Origin of the sequence: Geofilum rubicundum JCM 15548, assembly GCF_000974365.1 — a bacterium.
Taxonomy (GTDB): Bacteria; Bacteroidota; Bacteroidia; order Bacteroidales; family Marinilabiliaceae; genus Geofilum; species Geofilum rubicundum.
On sequence record NZ_BAZW01000023.1, the window covers coordinates 1 to 14831 of the forward strand.

Genomic DNA, 14831 nt, shown 5'->3' on the forward strand with positions numbered 1-14831 from the left:
CCTTGTACCTCATGTAGGCGGACCCGTAGCCGGTCCCGGAGCCCCCAACGTACTTATTAACGGAAAACCAGCCGCCCTTATGGGCGATGTTTGTGTATGTGCCGGACCCCCCGACACCATTGTGCAAGGTGAGCCCACCGTACTGATCAACGGCGTACCCGTGGCCACTATGGGCAGCATGACCGCACACGGCGGGAGTATTGTGGCAGGAGAACCCAACGTGCTTATAGGCTCCGGATCCACCTCCAAGCTACCACCATCATGCCCATAAAAAGGATACCCTTTCCAAAGATCCGAATTGTCGATCACGTTGGTGCAGCCCTTAAGGGCAAGAGCAGCGAGCTCAAACAAGCCAAACAAAATCAGCAGCAGCTTAAAGAAGAAGCCGCCCGCGAAGAGGCAGAGCAAAGCCCTTGCCTTTTTAATCTTAAGTGGGCCTACGAAGAAGCTGCCACCCGCGATTCGCAGCTGGAGGAAAAGTTGATGATGACCACCGAAGTAAAGGGCATTGACGACGGAGAGACCATTGTTTTTGCCGTGTATCAAAAGGCAGAGAAGGCCGATGAAGAGGACTTGTTCCTTGCCGAAGCAGAGGGTAAAGTCAGCGACCATAAGGCCAGTGCAGAGTGGGCCTTTAAGCAGGACGACATGTCCAAAAAGTCGGAAGAGGTCACCGGCTCCGAAGAAATGGATTTAGGAAACTATTATTTTACCGTACGTTATGAGTAGTACCGCCACCCTAAACGATACCGAACGGCCCGAGGTAACCGTCTATCGAAAAAGCATCGTAATACACCCACTGAGGTACACCCTGGTTCGAAAAAATCCTTTTCAGGGATTGGCCCATCGGTTTTTTCCCCTTCCAAAGGCTTATACAAATGTGGAGGGGCTCTCCTTTGACGGGCAACCCCGTATAACAGAAATCAACAGTACCAAAGAAGCTTTACAAAAGGAGGCACTGCCGGGTAGCTTTCACCAAGCCTCCACCACCCGGGTAGCAGCGTATTATCACAGGCCCTATACCAACTTAGTGAAAGAAACCGAAACCGATAAGCTGGAGGTGGAAGAATTGGAGGAACCCTCAACAGCAGGCAGGTACGAATACCAGTTTGCAGCTGCCCCCGTGCGCCCCGGATGGATTTATATGTTCAGCGAAGAGGACAAAGTGCTGCGCGAATACGAAGTAACCCAGGGCAATGGACAGGTGCAGTGCAAGCTGAAGCGCTACAACAAAGCAGGCGAAACCCAATTTCAGGAAACCGAAAGTCATCAAAAGGCTTATAAAGGCATTCCTGTGGATCCGGAAACCAAAAAACTCCGGATGGAGTTTTTTGAGATTCGATGGGATGAGACCTTACTGTCCGACCTACTCCAAGGGCGAAAGCAAGAATTGATAGAAGGCTTCCAGCTTTTTGATGTACAGAAGTGGGTGAAACAGGAAGGCACGCAAACCGGCGTATTCAGTCGCGACGACATCCCCAAACACTATCTGCCCAACACCACCGACACCCTGGGATTTAATGATCTTTATAAAGAAAGACTAGAACCCAAGGTTGACCCGCTCATCCATCCCTTTGTATGTATGCACGACCGCTTGGGAGCCGCCAACGATATTTGTCACGACCTGTACCAACTCGAAGCCCTGCACGAAGCCCTTATTCAAAACCCCAAAACCGGAGTGCCCGTTGGTGACCTGCTCAGCGCCTTGCTCAAAGATCCCTTAACAGGAGTTGAAACAGCCAAGACCCGGTACCAGGCTAAAAAGCAGGGAAAGCACAATTTTGAAACTTACGAGAAGCAGTATCTGTTGGCAGCAAGTACCTTCAGCGCCATTCAACTGGAACTGGAACGACTGCAATACACCCAGGCGGGCAGTGCCGAAGCCATCAATGAACTCAATAAACAAAAAGGAAAAGTAGATTGGGAGGCCATTCAACAGATTTTACAAATCAGGGCGCGTAAGCACATGCGGGTGAACATCAACAACACCCGCAGCAGTCTGTTAGAAATGCTTAAAAGTGATTACTATCAGCACCTGTTACTGGCAGAGTTTACCGACTATGCCGACAGGTTACATGCCTTTAAGGGTGAACTGATTACCCATGATACTTTGCTGGCACGCGAACCCCGGGCACGAGACGCCGATATCGTACTGTTTTATCAGAAGCGCCTCGACCTGACCCAGTATTTTGAACAAAAACTGGCTGCGGATTCTCCCTTTAGCAAGTTGATGGAGCGGCCCGTAAATGTGGGCGAAAAAATCCTGAGCACCGCCGAAGGCGCTCATCAAATACTGAGCATACTCGAGACCTACATCGGCTACTGCAAGGGCGAAAAGGAAATCAAAATCATCACCAAGTATCTGAACAGCATTCAGCTGAGCGATTTTGAGTTTAAAACCGCCCTGGCCACCCTCGACGATATTCTGGCCTATGCCGAGGAAATCAGCATGAAAGCCTTGGGTGAATCAAAAGTTTTGACCGACCGGAACATCATTTCCAGAACCATACTGGAGGTGCTCGATTCCGGAGAAAGCATCCCCTACATAAGAATTGCGCCACGAGCCACAGCCACCATCCGAAAAGTCGATGAATTGCTGCAAAAAGCCAAGCTCGAAGAAGTGGGTATGGGATTGGCCGTTTTCAACCTGGTGAGCAGCATCAGAGCCACCCAGGAAAATGATGGGCGCAGCGCAACCCATAAAGCCGTAGCCATTGGCGCAGCTCCTTCGCCGTCACCCACAGTCTGGCCAGCTACCTTTATGCCCGCAAAGAACTGTCGAAACGGCTTATTGGTCGTGCAGTAAGCAAAAAACTGGTGACACGGATCGGGTACGTAGGCGATTGCCTAACCATAGTAGAGTCCATTTTTAATATGCGCCAGGCTTTTTTAGAGAAAAACGAGATGCAAGCTTTTGCCTATATGGGCGCCGCAGCCGCCGCAGCCGCCAGTCTGGTCTTTACCGTAAAAGGCGTTTCAATTAGTCTGAGTGCCATCATGGCCAGCGGGGCTGGTGCAAGTGTCGCCGGAACCGTCCTCCTGGCTATATGGCCCATTTTGGTTTTAGCTGCGCTGACCATTTTCTTTGCCTGGCTGGCTGCATCAACAGCTTATTCGCCTCAGGTCCTTTTCTATGCCAATTACCTGTTTAACCTGGATGGCCTAAAAGACCTAAAGCTGAACTACGCCGAGCTGACTTGTGAGGCCCTTATGGCTGAAATTGAGTCCAGTAAAAACGAGATCATATCCAAGACCTTTGCTCATTTTCGCGATTTTGATGCGGCCATCCGGGAGTTCGAAAGTTTGTACCCCATGCTTGTCATCAATGCCAATTCTGAGGATCAGCAAAAGGGTGTTTTGGTTTATGATGGCAGGCGGGGAGCCGATAAGCAGTTTGAAAACAGGGTGAGGTACTTAGATTTTGAAGGACAGTTTCTGCAATTCTCGTCAAGCATAGCAGTGGAGTATGGCTTGCTTTCTGTACGGCCCGATAAGCAGCATGGTAATGGCGTGTGTGTCTTTTTTGTCGGCTACGAAGAGGTGAAGTTTTTTAAGGATAGTTTTCAATTTACTGTTGGTTATGATCTTAGGTCTGTTCCGGAGGAGCGATTTTATGACGAGGCCTGGTTTTTCATCCGCTTAATACTTAATGAAGGACAGGGCCAGTATTGGCCCAATAATGCGAGTAATCAGCAAGCAAGATACTACGTTGTAAAGGCCAGGTTAAAAGAAAGTGGGGAGGTGAAAGCCGACCTAAATGACTTGTATAAAACTTCTGTAGGCAAGGAATATATAGATTTATCTACTGATTTCTTAAATAGAGGGAATACCCTGGAGGCGTTTGAGGACTATCAAAAAAGGAAGACCTTAACCATTTGGAGTGTGGATGAGTTTATGGCTGAAACCGGCTTACAACCCGGGCGCATAAGCACCATCAAAAGGTCGAATGACGAAGTTAATCCGGAGACCGAACGGTTTCTTACCAATTTTTTAAAATCAAAATGAACATGATGGCAAAGAAACTTATTTGGACATGGATGATTATGGTTGTTTTAATGGCCTGTCAACAGCCAGGGAATAAAAAAGCTCAGGTCTATAGGGGAGAACGCCCAAAAGTGGAAGGCCACTTTACAGAAGTTGTACCCTTAAAGGGGGTGAATGGCTTGCCCGATACCAATGTGGTGGTGGTTGGCGATGGGCCTGAAAAGCAACAGCAGTACAAGGCCAGTTTGAAAAAGCTGGATGGCCTGATCTCTGAAATTGCCCAGGAAGTGGATGATTATGAAGACCAGCCCGTATATTGGGTGGAGATACTTGGTTCCGGTATAGTGAAAACGCTTTTAGAATTAAATGGGATTCCGTTTTCGTATGCATATACGAATCCTTTCACTGACTATCGTATTGATTTAATTAATCCATTAATAGAGAAAAGTGGTCCCCAGCAGTTAAAGATTAGAGTTTTTGATGAAAGAGGGTTAGAGTATAGTACAAACCTTTTTCTGCGCGTAGGCTATGCCCCGGATATTCGTCAGCGTGAAAGTCAGCCGCAGTATTTAACGGACTCTATTAAAGTGCCTGCCTATGCCCAGGATTGGCTCACGGTATATTGGGATACCACCATCACCTTTCAGGCCCAGGTGCCCTGGGATTACAGCGAGCGGCTGGCCAGGGCCACCGATTTGCGTACCTTGCCCAATTTGGAGGAGCAAGTATTGAAGAAGTACGAGCAGTTGCGCCAGAACTTTATTAATTGTGATGTTACCGAGATTGTGAAGCAGTCAGCAGGTAAGGTAATACGTGAGTACGAAACCAATTATATCGCTTCCGCAGAGCGCATGCTAAGCAATATCAAGCGAGATTTAACCATTTATGCGCCCAATCACCCTGATAAGGTCGTTTACCCGCTAGCGTATTATGAATTGGCGCTTTATAAGGATGGTAAATTGGTGCAATTGCGAGGGCGTGAAAACAAGAAAGGTGCCTTAAGGACTGTTGAATACAATACCAGCTTACAAGAAGATCCCTTTGATGTAAATCATAACTTTTTACTCTACCTCCCCGAAGGAGCCACTGAGCTGCAAGTGTATTAATCTTCATATTGAGCCTAATAAACCGAAATGTCCATCATCTCCGCCGACGACGATACAGTAACCATATCCCCCACTTAGATTCCGTAGCTTGCCAGGGGTATTATAAATCTTCAAATTTAGTTTGACCGAAGAAAATGGTTGTTTTGGTTGAAAATTTGAATCTTATTAATTCGTCAATTTTGCATTAGGTTAAGGTCATGATTGTTATACTGGAAGGTGAAGGAGATGGGTAACTTTTAGAAAAAAATGCTACATTTGAATCCAACTAATATTTAGCATGAGCAAACCAAGAAAAAACAAGACATTTCAAAAAAAAACTCGCACTAATCCAGAAGTTCTCAGGAGAAAATTAGAGAACTTAAATGATAAATTGGTTAAGATTGAGCGACAAAAGGATTTGATGTATTCAGCCTTTGAGAAACACGTGGAATATTTAACCAATTTCACCAGTCATGACGTGAAGAATGCTATTCAAAATATGGATAGTATCGTTTCTAGTTTAGATCATAATCACGTTTCTATTGAGGAAATTGACACAATTAAAACCTGCTTAAATAGTATTAGACAATCACTGAATAATTTTTCAAATTTAGTTCCCAATTCAGCCAAACGAGAGTTTCAATTAATGGAATTGTTTAAAGCAGCTGAGCTGATAAATAGGTCTGAATTACGAAAAAAGAAAATTGATTATCAAATAGAACTCGATAAAGAGGATAAAACAACCATCAATCAGCCTTTTCATAATATCCTACAGGTAATAAATAACTTAATGCTTAATTCTATAAAAGCACTTGAACAAGAATTCGATAATCCACAAATATTTATTCAATGCAATATCCATAAGGAGATTCTTGAAATTGTTGTTTGTGATAATGGATGTGGAATTGCAGAGATAAATAAAAACAAGATATTTGAAATGTATTTTACCACTACAAATGGTAGTGGAATTGGTTTATACCATGCAAAGTATTCTTTAGAAAAAATGAATGGAAGGATTTATTTGTTAGATTCTTTTCGTAATTTTAAAACTGCAATTAAAATAGAAATACCTATTAAAGATGATAAAGTCAGTATTAGTAATTGATGATGAACGCATACAAGCAGAGAGTCTTGCCAAGTCTATTAAGAAAGAAAAAGTCTATCTTGATTGTTATGTTGCAAGTGAGGAAAGCGAGATTTTATCTTCTATAGAGAATGTCTTCTTCAATGTTGCCATTGTTGATTTAAGAATGGATAATTATAAGATTGATGGATTCTTTATAATTAATAAAATACTTAAAGTCAATCCCTTTGCAAGAATAATCATTGTTTCCGCTTATACTCAGGAATATATAACTCAAATTAAGGATATTCTCTTGACTGGTAAGGTTATAGGTCTGATTGAGAAAAAAGAATATAACCAATTTTTGAACGAAATACTTCTTGCTATCTCCAAATATGAAGAAGTACAATCTGATAATCCATCAGAAACAGCAAAAGCTTTAACAAGTTTTTATGCCAATGCTAAAAACGAAAAGGACACTTATCAAAAGGGGATTGTTTTTGAACAATTCGCAGCTTTACTATTTAGCAATATGGGCTTTGTGAATATAAATAAAAGGATTCTTGATAAAAGCCAAAATGAGGTTGATTTAGTTTTAAGGAATGAATTAAATGATTTCTTTTTTTCAAAATTTTCTCCTTACATACTGGTAGAGTGCAAAAATAAGCAAAATGAATCCGTTGGAAAGAATGATTTTATACAGTTTTTCACGAAACTTAAAAATACCAATGGGCTTTCTAATCTCGGGTTTCTTATTACAACCGGTTATATTGCAAGAACAACGTATATTGAGGCAGTTAGAACCTCTTCTGACATTTGTAAAATAGTATTTCTTTCCAATCCTGAAATTGAAAGGTTGATAAACTCTCCTTTGCCTTTAAATGAGTTGAAGAAGATTATTGATGAGCAGGTAAAAGATAATTGACCGCTCCAGAAAACCTTAGCAAGTCACCAACCACCTTGGGCTGCCACTCCAAAGGTTTCCAAAGCGATACGGGCAAAAGGAGCAGTTTGCCTCATGCGAACCGGCAAACAAGTAATTTTTGCGTCCTACGTTATGCAAAGCTATACATAACGTCGGAAGAAAGGGGTATATGTTTTGTGGCAACCATGAGGTGGCCGAAAATGCGGCAGTTATGTATTCTCTATTGGGATGCTGTAAGACCAGCGATGTAAACAAATCTTAATAAAGTTGGTAATTATGTCTACAAAATCGAAAATTGAACAGATAAAAGAGGGATTTGGAAACCTTTCCAAAAGCCTTTCTCAAAAGGACAAGTTCGACAATGATGCTAGAGTATTGATGTTTCGTTTTTTAGAAATAGTCGATGAAGAGCGAAATCAGCGAAATTGGAGCAGGAAAGAATTAGCTGAAAGCATTGGTGTTAGTGCATCGTTTATGTCCCAATTGTATAATGGAGATAAGCTCATTAACTTCACCCAGCTGGCAAAATTGCAGGATGCTTTGGGATTGTCTTTTAATGTTGAAAAGGCTATCTATCCCATCCAACAGAGATATTTCTGAAGATGTTTTAAACAATCTTAAATTCTTTTCTTCAGTTAATATTGTTATTGGTTACTTAAGAAGTACGATTAACTCATTCACGGCTTCAGCCCCATTTGGACCATACTTGTTGCCACCTGTTGATATGCAGGATTTGTTTAAGAAGAAAGGTGAAATATGATAGCTCACTACAAAACCCCAAACTGCTCAACTTTTTGCGCCCACATCTCAGGCGTGTAAGAAACACCTAACTGATGGCTGGCAGCTGCCATTTTTTTGAGCTCCTCGTCCGGTAAGGTAATCATGCGCCTCAAAGACGATTTAAGCTCCGAAACAGCTTCGTTTTTGAAAGTGTAGCCATTTTTGCCGTCCGCCAGAAACTGCGTAGCCGCACCCACCGCATCCGATACCACCATGGGGAAACCAGCAGCAGCCATTTCGTGGACCACCACGCCCCAGGGCTCGAAGCGACTGGGGAGGACAAACACGCCCGTCTCGCGCAACACCTCCTTTAACCGTTCCGGCTGCAAAAAACCCAGGTGCTGAATGCTCGGGTGCTGCACCCGTTGCTCAAACAAATCGCCCGTGCCCACGCACCACAACTCCCAAGCGTGCTGCTCCTCCTGAACCAGTTCCAGCCAAGCCCGGAACAGCAAATCCAGACCCTTCGCCTTAATGTAGCGCCCCACATACACAAAACGCCGGGGATAGTCCCCGGCTTGCGTACGATAAACTGCCTCCGGAGCAAACAGCGGCACATCGGCCGAGTAGAAACCCGTTTGAATGCGCGCCGCTTTAAAGCCCAAATTTAAAGCATAAGTCCTTTGAGGACTGCCCGGTACCCAGGCGTGCGAAAAGCTGCGGTGCAAAACCCACGGCGCCAAAACGCGCATCAATTGCTGCTTGGGACCACCCAGCCAATGATTGTCCATACTCATTACTGTAGGCACCTTCCCTTTAAAGTGCCGGCATACCCTCAGATAAGCCTTATCCACCCAACCACTGGCCACCACCACATCAGGGTTCAAATCCCTGGCCAATTGCAACAACTCGGCAGACTTGTAATTGCTGCGCTCGTACACCCTGGCCGCATCCGGAAACGCAAATTCAAAAGGCGCCTCCTTATTCACCGGCCAGCGGACAATGTGCACCCGGTGACCCCTCTGGCAAAGTTCTCTGACCCCCGCCACAAAATAGCTGGCCAGCTCGGTGTATAAAAAGAGGATGGTCATTGCGTTACAGGGCTGGTATCCGCAGCCGGATACAGTTGAGGATAAAAATAAGGATTGGCCAGCATCGAGAGAATAATGACCAACACAATGGTAAAAGGATTTAAGGAAGCGGTTAACCACGATTCTACCGAAATAGAAAGCAACAAACCAAACATAACCGCCCATACCATTGGGGTGTATTTCGCTGCCTTAATAAAATTCACCAGCCACCCAAACGAAAATAGTATCAGTCCCACCAGTCCCGTATCCAGCCACATCGTCAACCAACTGTTGTGCACATTGCCCTGGTGCCCGTGCTTTTCAAAGTAATCCTGATATTGTGCCAACACCGTCTCGTTGTAGGTAAACCCTTTGCTGAACCAGTAATTTTCATGAATGTGTCGCCACGCCACCTCAGCCACCACCACGCGTCCCGACCCGGTTTCTAAAGTCTCCAGTCGAAAGTAGTCCTCCAAGTTAAGGTAGGTCACAATTTCCACAAAATTGGCCATTACCAGTTGGTAGGAAGCAAAGACCACCGCCATGGTAATAAAGCCCAATATGGCATCGCGCCTAAGCAGGAACCAGCCCAAAATGAACAGCAAGGAAGAAAAAATACCGCCCCGTGAACCCGCGAACACTGCAGATAAGCCAATCAGCACATAGACCAAAATCTTCTGCCAATTGGTAAACAGCTTTTTGTGAAAAGCAGATACAAAAGTAAAGAGCATTAAAAATACAAAGCTGTATATCCCCAAGCCATTGGGGTTGCCCAACATACCGGAAAATCGCTCGCCTTTAAAGATGACAAAGTCGGGCATTACAAAACGCAAGACCAGTCCCAAGGCCAAAATGGCGGCCCCCAACAAACACAAATGAAAAAGAAAGCGTTCCCGCTCATATTTCAGCAAGAGGAAAACTACCCCGGGGACTAATAACAGCAAAAGAACGTACGAAAGTGTCTTTTGAAAGCCATAAAACATGAGCGGGTTTTCCAATAAAGAATAGAAAGCCAGCACGAAAAAAGCAATGAAGGGCTTAATAAAAGAAAAACCTTCCTCTTTTTTTGGGAAGGTCATGTAGAAGAAAGTCAAAGCCAACATCAATATCGATTTCAGGCTTTGTGCAAAACCAAAAACAGCCTGTCGGCTGTCGCTTAAAGTCAAGATCAACCAAAAAGCCAGCAGCAGCCAAAGCCACTCTCCCTTACGTTGTAAAAGGTACATGTGCAAGGGTACTGCGAGATAAGCCAGAGGGCCTGTGAAAATGCCCAAAGCTACCCAGAAAAGAAGGATGAGATAGTTTTGCTTCTCGAGTAAGGCGGTACGCAGTAGTTGGATCATGAGCGGTTTTCGATGATCTTTTTGATTTCAGAAATGGTCAACTCTGCCACCTTATCCCATAAGAACTTTTCCTCCACTCTTTTTATCGATGCTTTTTTCATCTCGAGCAATTGTTCAGCCGGCAAAGCAATCATTCGTTCGATGGCTGCTTTAAGTTCTGGTTTATTTCCTGGTTGTATAAGAATGCCATTGCTAGCATCAACTTGTTCGCTTACAGCCCCCACATCCGTGGCAATAATGGCACATCCACTGGCCATTGCTTCCAATATTACGGTAGGCATCCCTTCGCTCCAGGAGGGGCAAATTAAAACATCGCAACCTCTAAGAATTTCCTTGATTCGATTTTCGTCGTTAATGGCTCCGTAATACTTGACTTTAGGCAAGCCCTTAATTTGCTTGTTTTCTGGTATCGGGCCGATAAAATGTAGTTGGAAATCTTCTTTTATGTTGCAAACAACTTGATTAAGCTCCTCTACTCCTTTGAGTCTTTCATATCTGCCTATAAAGACAAAATTTAAAATTGATAAATTTGGTTGTAATAATGCACTATCCTTTAGCCATATCTTCTCAATCCCAATCGGTATTTCTCTAATTTTCTTTGAAACGCCAATAGCTTGTAGAATTGAAGTTATTTTGCCCCCCAATGATATAACATATTCAGACTTTTTGATGTTTTGTAAAACAGCTTGTCTAAAAAAGTAATAAGAAAAGTGTGACTTAATGTTTGGGGCAAGCTGAAACATGTTATAGCCATGGAAGTTTATTATTGTCGGAATGCTTTTCCAATTAGGCTCTGTACCTCGGTTAAGGAGATGCCATCCAGAAAATCCTTGTATGTAAATTAAGTCAGGTTGAGTGTTGTTGTTTAAAATGTTATAAACATTTTTTGAATATAAATATGACTCAAAGAGGTAATGTCCCGGAAATTTTCTAACACTAGGGAGGGGGACTAGGTTTATTTTGATACAATCGTTCTCCAAATTTAGATTAGAAGTGTTTGCGACCTCTTGTATTGTAGTTACTTGAGGTATATATAGGTGTATTATTGCATTGTTTTGTGAAAGATACTTTGATAGAAAATAGCTGTGCTTCTGCATTCCTCCAAGTTGGAGAGGGTAAATTCCATCCGTTAGCAGAGCAATTATAAGCTTCTTATTCATTTAATAGCAGGCTTCTAATGTAATTTAAATTTTAACTGAAAAATCTTTTTGTATAAGTAGTTGAAGCCTTTAATGTTATAAAACCCCAGAGCATACATATTATTGTACCAATTCAGTAATTTCCTTGATGATTTGGTGAAGATAGGGCAAGACTCTGTAAATTCCGTGATAGATGCAATTATTTGATCGCACTCTTTCTTTTGAATTGATTTGTTTGATAATGAGTAGTTTACTTGTGTCAGGTAACTAAACAAAGTTCCTCTTAGATTTCGTTTAAGTGTTGGATTCCGTATTTGTTTGTCAAAACTACTTATGTATTGTTTTACCCCTTGATACATTGTTTGTAGTCCTTGAGCCTGACTTTGCTTCGTCCTTTCATGATCTATGCGATAGAAACACTTTGGACTGGTGTTGTTGACTATTTTATATGCCAGCCCTTTTTGTAGCATAGCCCGAGTATGGAACTCCACATCTTGTAAGCGCGGAAATGATTCATCGAAACCATGCAAGGTGTTTTTTACAAAGGAGGTGCGCCATAATGGTGACATTGTATGCCAAGGCAGGTCATGTCTTAAAAATTGTTTAAGATGGTCTCCTTTTTTTGTACGCCATACCATTGTGCTATCACCAATCGCTTTATAAAAAGTGCCAACGGGGAATACTGCAAAGTCCAAAGTGGGATTAGCCTGAATTAGGTTTATCCTTTCTCCAATGCAATCCTTTGTCATAAGGTCGTCGGAATCAAAGAAAAACAAATATGCCCCTCTTGCATTTTCAATCCCGATGTTGCGACAAGTTGATCCTCCTTTAGGGGAACGATTTCTTTGGAAAAGCTTCAATCTTGAATCATTACTGACCAATTTGTTAATAATTTCAACAGAATTATCTGTAGAACCATCGTCAACAATTATGGCTTCCCAATCTTTAAAATCTTGTTCTAAAACAGAACGAATTGATTCTGCTATGAACGTGGCTTTATTGAAATTGGGAATTATTATTGAAACGACTGGGGGGGGAATCATTTGACTTTTCTGTTTTTGTGCTTAGCGTAATTGTGCAGAAAATCGTTCAAGGGCTTGCTTAAATCTTTCAGTATAGTTAAATCCCAGTGCCTTAAATAGGAACAGGTAAGTTTGTGTTGAGTGTTCCTGTTTTGGTGATGGTTTATATCCATTAGGAAAGTATGCTTTATACAGGTATATGGCTGTGTCTAGTCCATTCGCCTCTTGATTCTGCTACAATTTGGGAAGTAATGGCCTTGGCAGGGGATTCGCGCAAATCGTCAATGTCTGGTTTAAAGGCCAGACCCATACAGGCAATGATGGGAGGTCGTTTATTGTCAATTTCAAATTGATGCGCAGCATCTAAAATTTTCTGTACGCTCCATTGGGCCTTAAAGTCGTTTATTTGTCTGGCCTGTCTAATAACATGAGCTTGTTCCGGGTAGTCGGCAACCAGAAACCATGGGTCGACAGCAATGCAGTGCCCGCCGACACCGCAGCCGGGTTGAAGAATATTAACTCTTGGATGTTTATTGGCCAAATCTATTAGCTCCCAAACATTGATGTGGGCCTTGTCGCAAATTATTGACAGCTCGTTGGCAAAAGCAATTTGCACATCTCTGGATGCATTTTCAACCAGCTTACACATTTCTGCAGTTCTGGCATTCGTTGGATGCAACTTGCCTTTCACAAAAAGGCTGTAGAATTCTATGGCTTTTGTCGTGCTCTGTTCGTCTATACCTCCAATAACCCGGTCGTTGTTAACCATCTCTTCCAAGGCATTACCCGGGAGAACCCGTTCCGGGCAGTAAGCAATGTTTATCCTATTCTTTAGATCAGGTCTTTCTGAAAAGATGATTTGAGCCATTTTTTCTGTAGTCAGAACCGGAGATGTGGATTCTATAATAACCAAATCATTTTTCTTAAGCATGGGGATGATGCTGCGTATGGCTGCTTCTACAAATGAGGTGTCGGGCTGCTTATCCTGTTTAAAAGGCGTAGGAACTACAACAAGGTAAACGTCTGCTGCTTGCAGTTCAGTTGATGCACTTAGATGACCTGAAGCAACTGCCGATTGCACGAGTTCTTTTAAGCCTGGTTCAACAATGTGCACTTCCCCTTTGGCAATGGTGTGGGTAACCTCTTGATTAACATCAAAGCCGTTTACTCTGATTTTTCGATTGGCAATAAGTGCTGCAGTTGGTAAGCCTATGTACCCAAGGCCTAAAATGGTGACCATAGAAGAAATTGATTTTTGAGTATAATTATCGAACTCCTTGCCAAGCATTTTTGCGACAAAATTATTGGCAGGATTTGTAGAGAAGTTCTTTTATTTTACTTATTCGTAGTTCAGGTTCACAAAGATTAAGAATGTGCTTTCTTCCCGCTTTTCCCATCTGTTCCGCAATTTCTGGATTTTCTATTAAATAGATAATTTTTTCAGCCATAGCTTCAAAATCAAATTCTTTAACAAGTAGGCCAGTTTCTCCATCAATTACGTTTTCTGGTATTCCATTATGAAAAGTCGAAACAACTGGTATTTCATGTAGCGCAGCCTCTGCTAAACTTATTGCAAACCCTTCTTGGTCACCCGATTTTGCTGTCACACTATGTTGAGCATAAATCCAATGTCGATTTAGAATTGGAAAAGATTTTTCACGGCTGAGCACTCCATGCAGGTGAACGTGATTTTGAAGATTCAATTTTTTTATTGTTTCTTTTACTTCCATTTCGAGCTCGCCACCTCCAATAATTGTTAGCCTCGCGTCAGGTATTCTTCCTTTGACAATACTAAAGGCATGGAGTAAAGCAATTGGGTGTTTCTTTTGAGTAAGTCTTCCAAGGAAAAGTATTGAAGGTGGGGTTTTTAATCTTTCTTTCCATGGGAGAGGCTTGATTTGATGAGTTCCGATTCCATATCTAATTACTGAGATTTTTTCTTTGGGACAACCCTCCATAATTAGAAGACGCTTAATATAATTACTTGCAGCAACCATAAATGATGCAGAAGCAAAAACCTTCTTTAACTCTAGTTTGTAGACTGGATCATTTAGAGCTGAAGTAATATCATAACCGTGAACATGGACAATAAATGGAATGTTTTTATGCTTTAGGAACCTATAAGTTAAAACTGCCGAGGTTCCATAATCGATATATGCAACATCAGGCTTTTTATCTGGAGGGATGGATAGATTGAGGGCTTGGTCAGCCATCCTTTGCTGATACCAATTTTTTAAAACATACCCCTTGCCTCCAATAATTTGTCCTAGCTTATATAGTTTGTAGGAAATTCTTAAACCCTTTTGTGCAAAGCCGGTTGAAACCACATTTAGGTTCTTAATTCCTTCAATACTGTGCTTCTTTTTGCCACCATATACAGTTAGGTCAATATCCTTTTCGTTATTAAGGCTCTTTATTAAGTCAAAAATAAAGGTTTCTGATGGACTAACATCTGTGTGGGTAAAGTATCCTAATTTCAT

At 42.4% G+C, this 14831-nt stretch carries 14 protein-coding genes; 8 read left to right on the forward strand and 6 right to left on the reverse strand.

The features are described 5' to 3' along the window. The 8 genes from JCM15548_RS11235 to JCM15548_RS11270 form a co-directional block, all read left to right on the forward strand. Positions 1 to 271 (forward strand): PAAR domain-containing protein (locus JCM15548_RS11235; RefSeq protein WP_173427659.1); only part of this gene is annotated, 271 nt, incomplete at its 5' end. Then, positions 262 to 729 carry a hypothetical protein gene (locus JCM15548_RS11240; RefSeq protein WP_062125386.1) on the forward strand — a complete coding sequence of 156 codons (468 nt, stop codon included), beginning with the start codon at positions 262 to 264 and terminating at the stop codon, positions 727 to 729. The genes JCM15548_RS11235 and JCM15548_RS11240, both read left to right, overlap by 10 nt. Continuing rightward, complete coding sequence (locus tag JCM15548_RS11245) at positions 722 to 2806, forward strand: toxin VasX (protein WP_062125388.1); 2085 nt, start codon at positions 722 to 724, stop codon at positions 2804 to 2806. The genes JCM15548_RS11240 and JCM15548_RS11245 overlap by 8 nt, the downstream gene beginning before the upstream one ends. 11 nt (positions 2807 to 2817) lie before the next feature. Next, positions 2818 to 4005, forward strand: coding sequence for a hypothetical protein (locus JCM15548_RS11250; RefSeq protein WP_157482680.1), 1188 nt, complete (start codon positions 2818 to 2820; stop codon positions 4003 to 4005). A 2-nt stretch (positions 4006 to 4007) separates the two neighbouring features. After that, positions 4008 to 5090 carry a hypothetical protein gene (locus JCM15548_RS11255; RefSeq protein ID WP_062125392.1) on the forward strand — a complete coding sequence of 361 codons (1083 nt, stop codon included), beginning with the start codon at positions 4008 to 4010 and terminating at the stop codon, positions 5088 to 5090. A 277-nt stretch (positions 5091 to 5367) separates the two neighbouring features. After that, positions 5368 to 6174, forward strand: a complete 807-nt coding sequence (locus tag JCM15548_RS11260) for a sensor histidine kinase (RefSeq protein ID WP_062125394.1) — start codon at positions 5368 to 5370, stop codon at positions 6172 to 6174. Continuing rightward, entirely contained in the window at positions 6149 to 7057 is a 909-nt protein-coding gene (locus JCM15548_RS11265) for a response regulator (RefSeq protein WP_062125396.1), read from the forward strand. The genes JCM15548_RS11260 and JCM15548_RS11265 overlap by 26 nt, the downstream gene beginning before the upstream one ends. A gap of 276 nt (positions 7058 to 7333) precedes the next feature. Next, entirely contained in the window at positions 7334 to 7657 is a 324-nt protein-coding gene (locus JCM15548_RS11270; RefSeq protein ID WP_062125398.1) for a helix-turn-helix domain-containing protein, read from the forward strand. Between the two features lie 167 nt (positions 7658 to 7824). Here JCM15548_RS11270 and JCM15548_RS11275 read toward each other — a convergent pair whose 3' ends face one another. The 6 genes from JCM15548_RS11275 to JCM15548_RS11300 form a co-directional block, all read right to left on the reverse strand. Further along, entirely contained in the window at positions 7825 to 8868 is a 1044-nt protein-coding gene (locus tag JCM15548_RS11275; protein ID WP_062125400.1) for a glycosyltransferase family 4 protein, read from the reverse strand. Beyond that, positions 8865 to 10190: an O-antigen ligase family protein gene (locus tag JCM15548_RS11280; RefSeq protein WP_062125402.1), complete on the reverse strand. Its 1326-nt coding sequence runs from the start codon at positions 10188 to 10190 to the stop codon at positions 8865 to 8867. The genes JCM15548_RS11275 and JCM15548_RS11280 overlap by 4 nt, the downstream gene beginning before the upstream one ends. After that, positions 10187 to 11350 carry a glycosyltransferase family 4 protein gene (locus JCM15548_RS11285; protein ID WP_062125404.1) on the reverse strand — a complete coding sequence of 388 codons (1164 nt, stop codon included), beginning with the start codon at positions 11348 to 11350 and terminating at the stop codon, positions 10187 to 10189. Before JCM15548_RS11285 ends, JCM15548_RS11280 begins: the two co-directional genes overlap by 4 nt. Positions 11351 to 11364: 14 nt before the next feature. Then, positions 11365 to 12372, reverse strand: coding sequence for a glycosyltransferase family 2 protein (locus JCM15548_RS11290; RefSeq protein ID WP_062125406.1), 1008 nt, complete (start codon positions 12370 to 12372; stop codon positions 11365 to 11367). Positions 12373 to 12538: 166 nt separating this feature from the next. Next, a complete protein-coding gene (wecC, locus tag JCM15548_RS11295; RefSeq protein ID WP_083985098.1) occupies positions 12539 to 13591 on the reverse strand; it encodes a UDP-N-acetyl-D-mannosamine dehydrogenase in 1053 nt (350 codons plus the stop codon). 61 nt (positions 13592 to 13652) lie between these two features. Next, entirely contained in the window at positions 13653 to 14831 is a 1179-nt protein-coding gene (locus tag JCM15548_RS11300) for a glycosyltransferase (RefSeq protein WP_062125408.1), read from the reverse strand.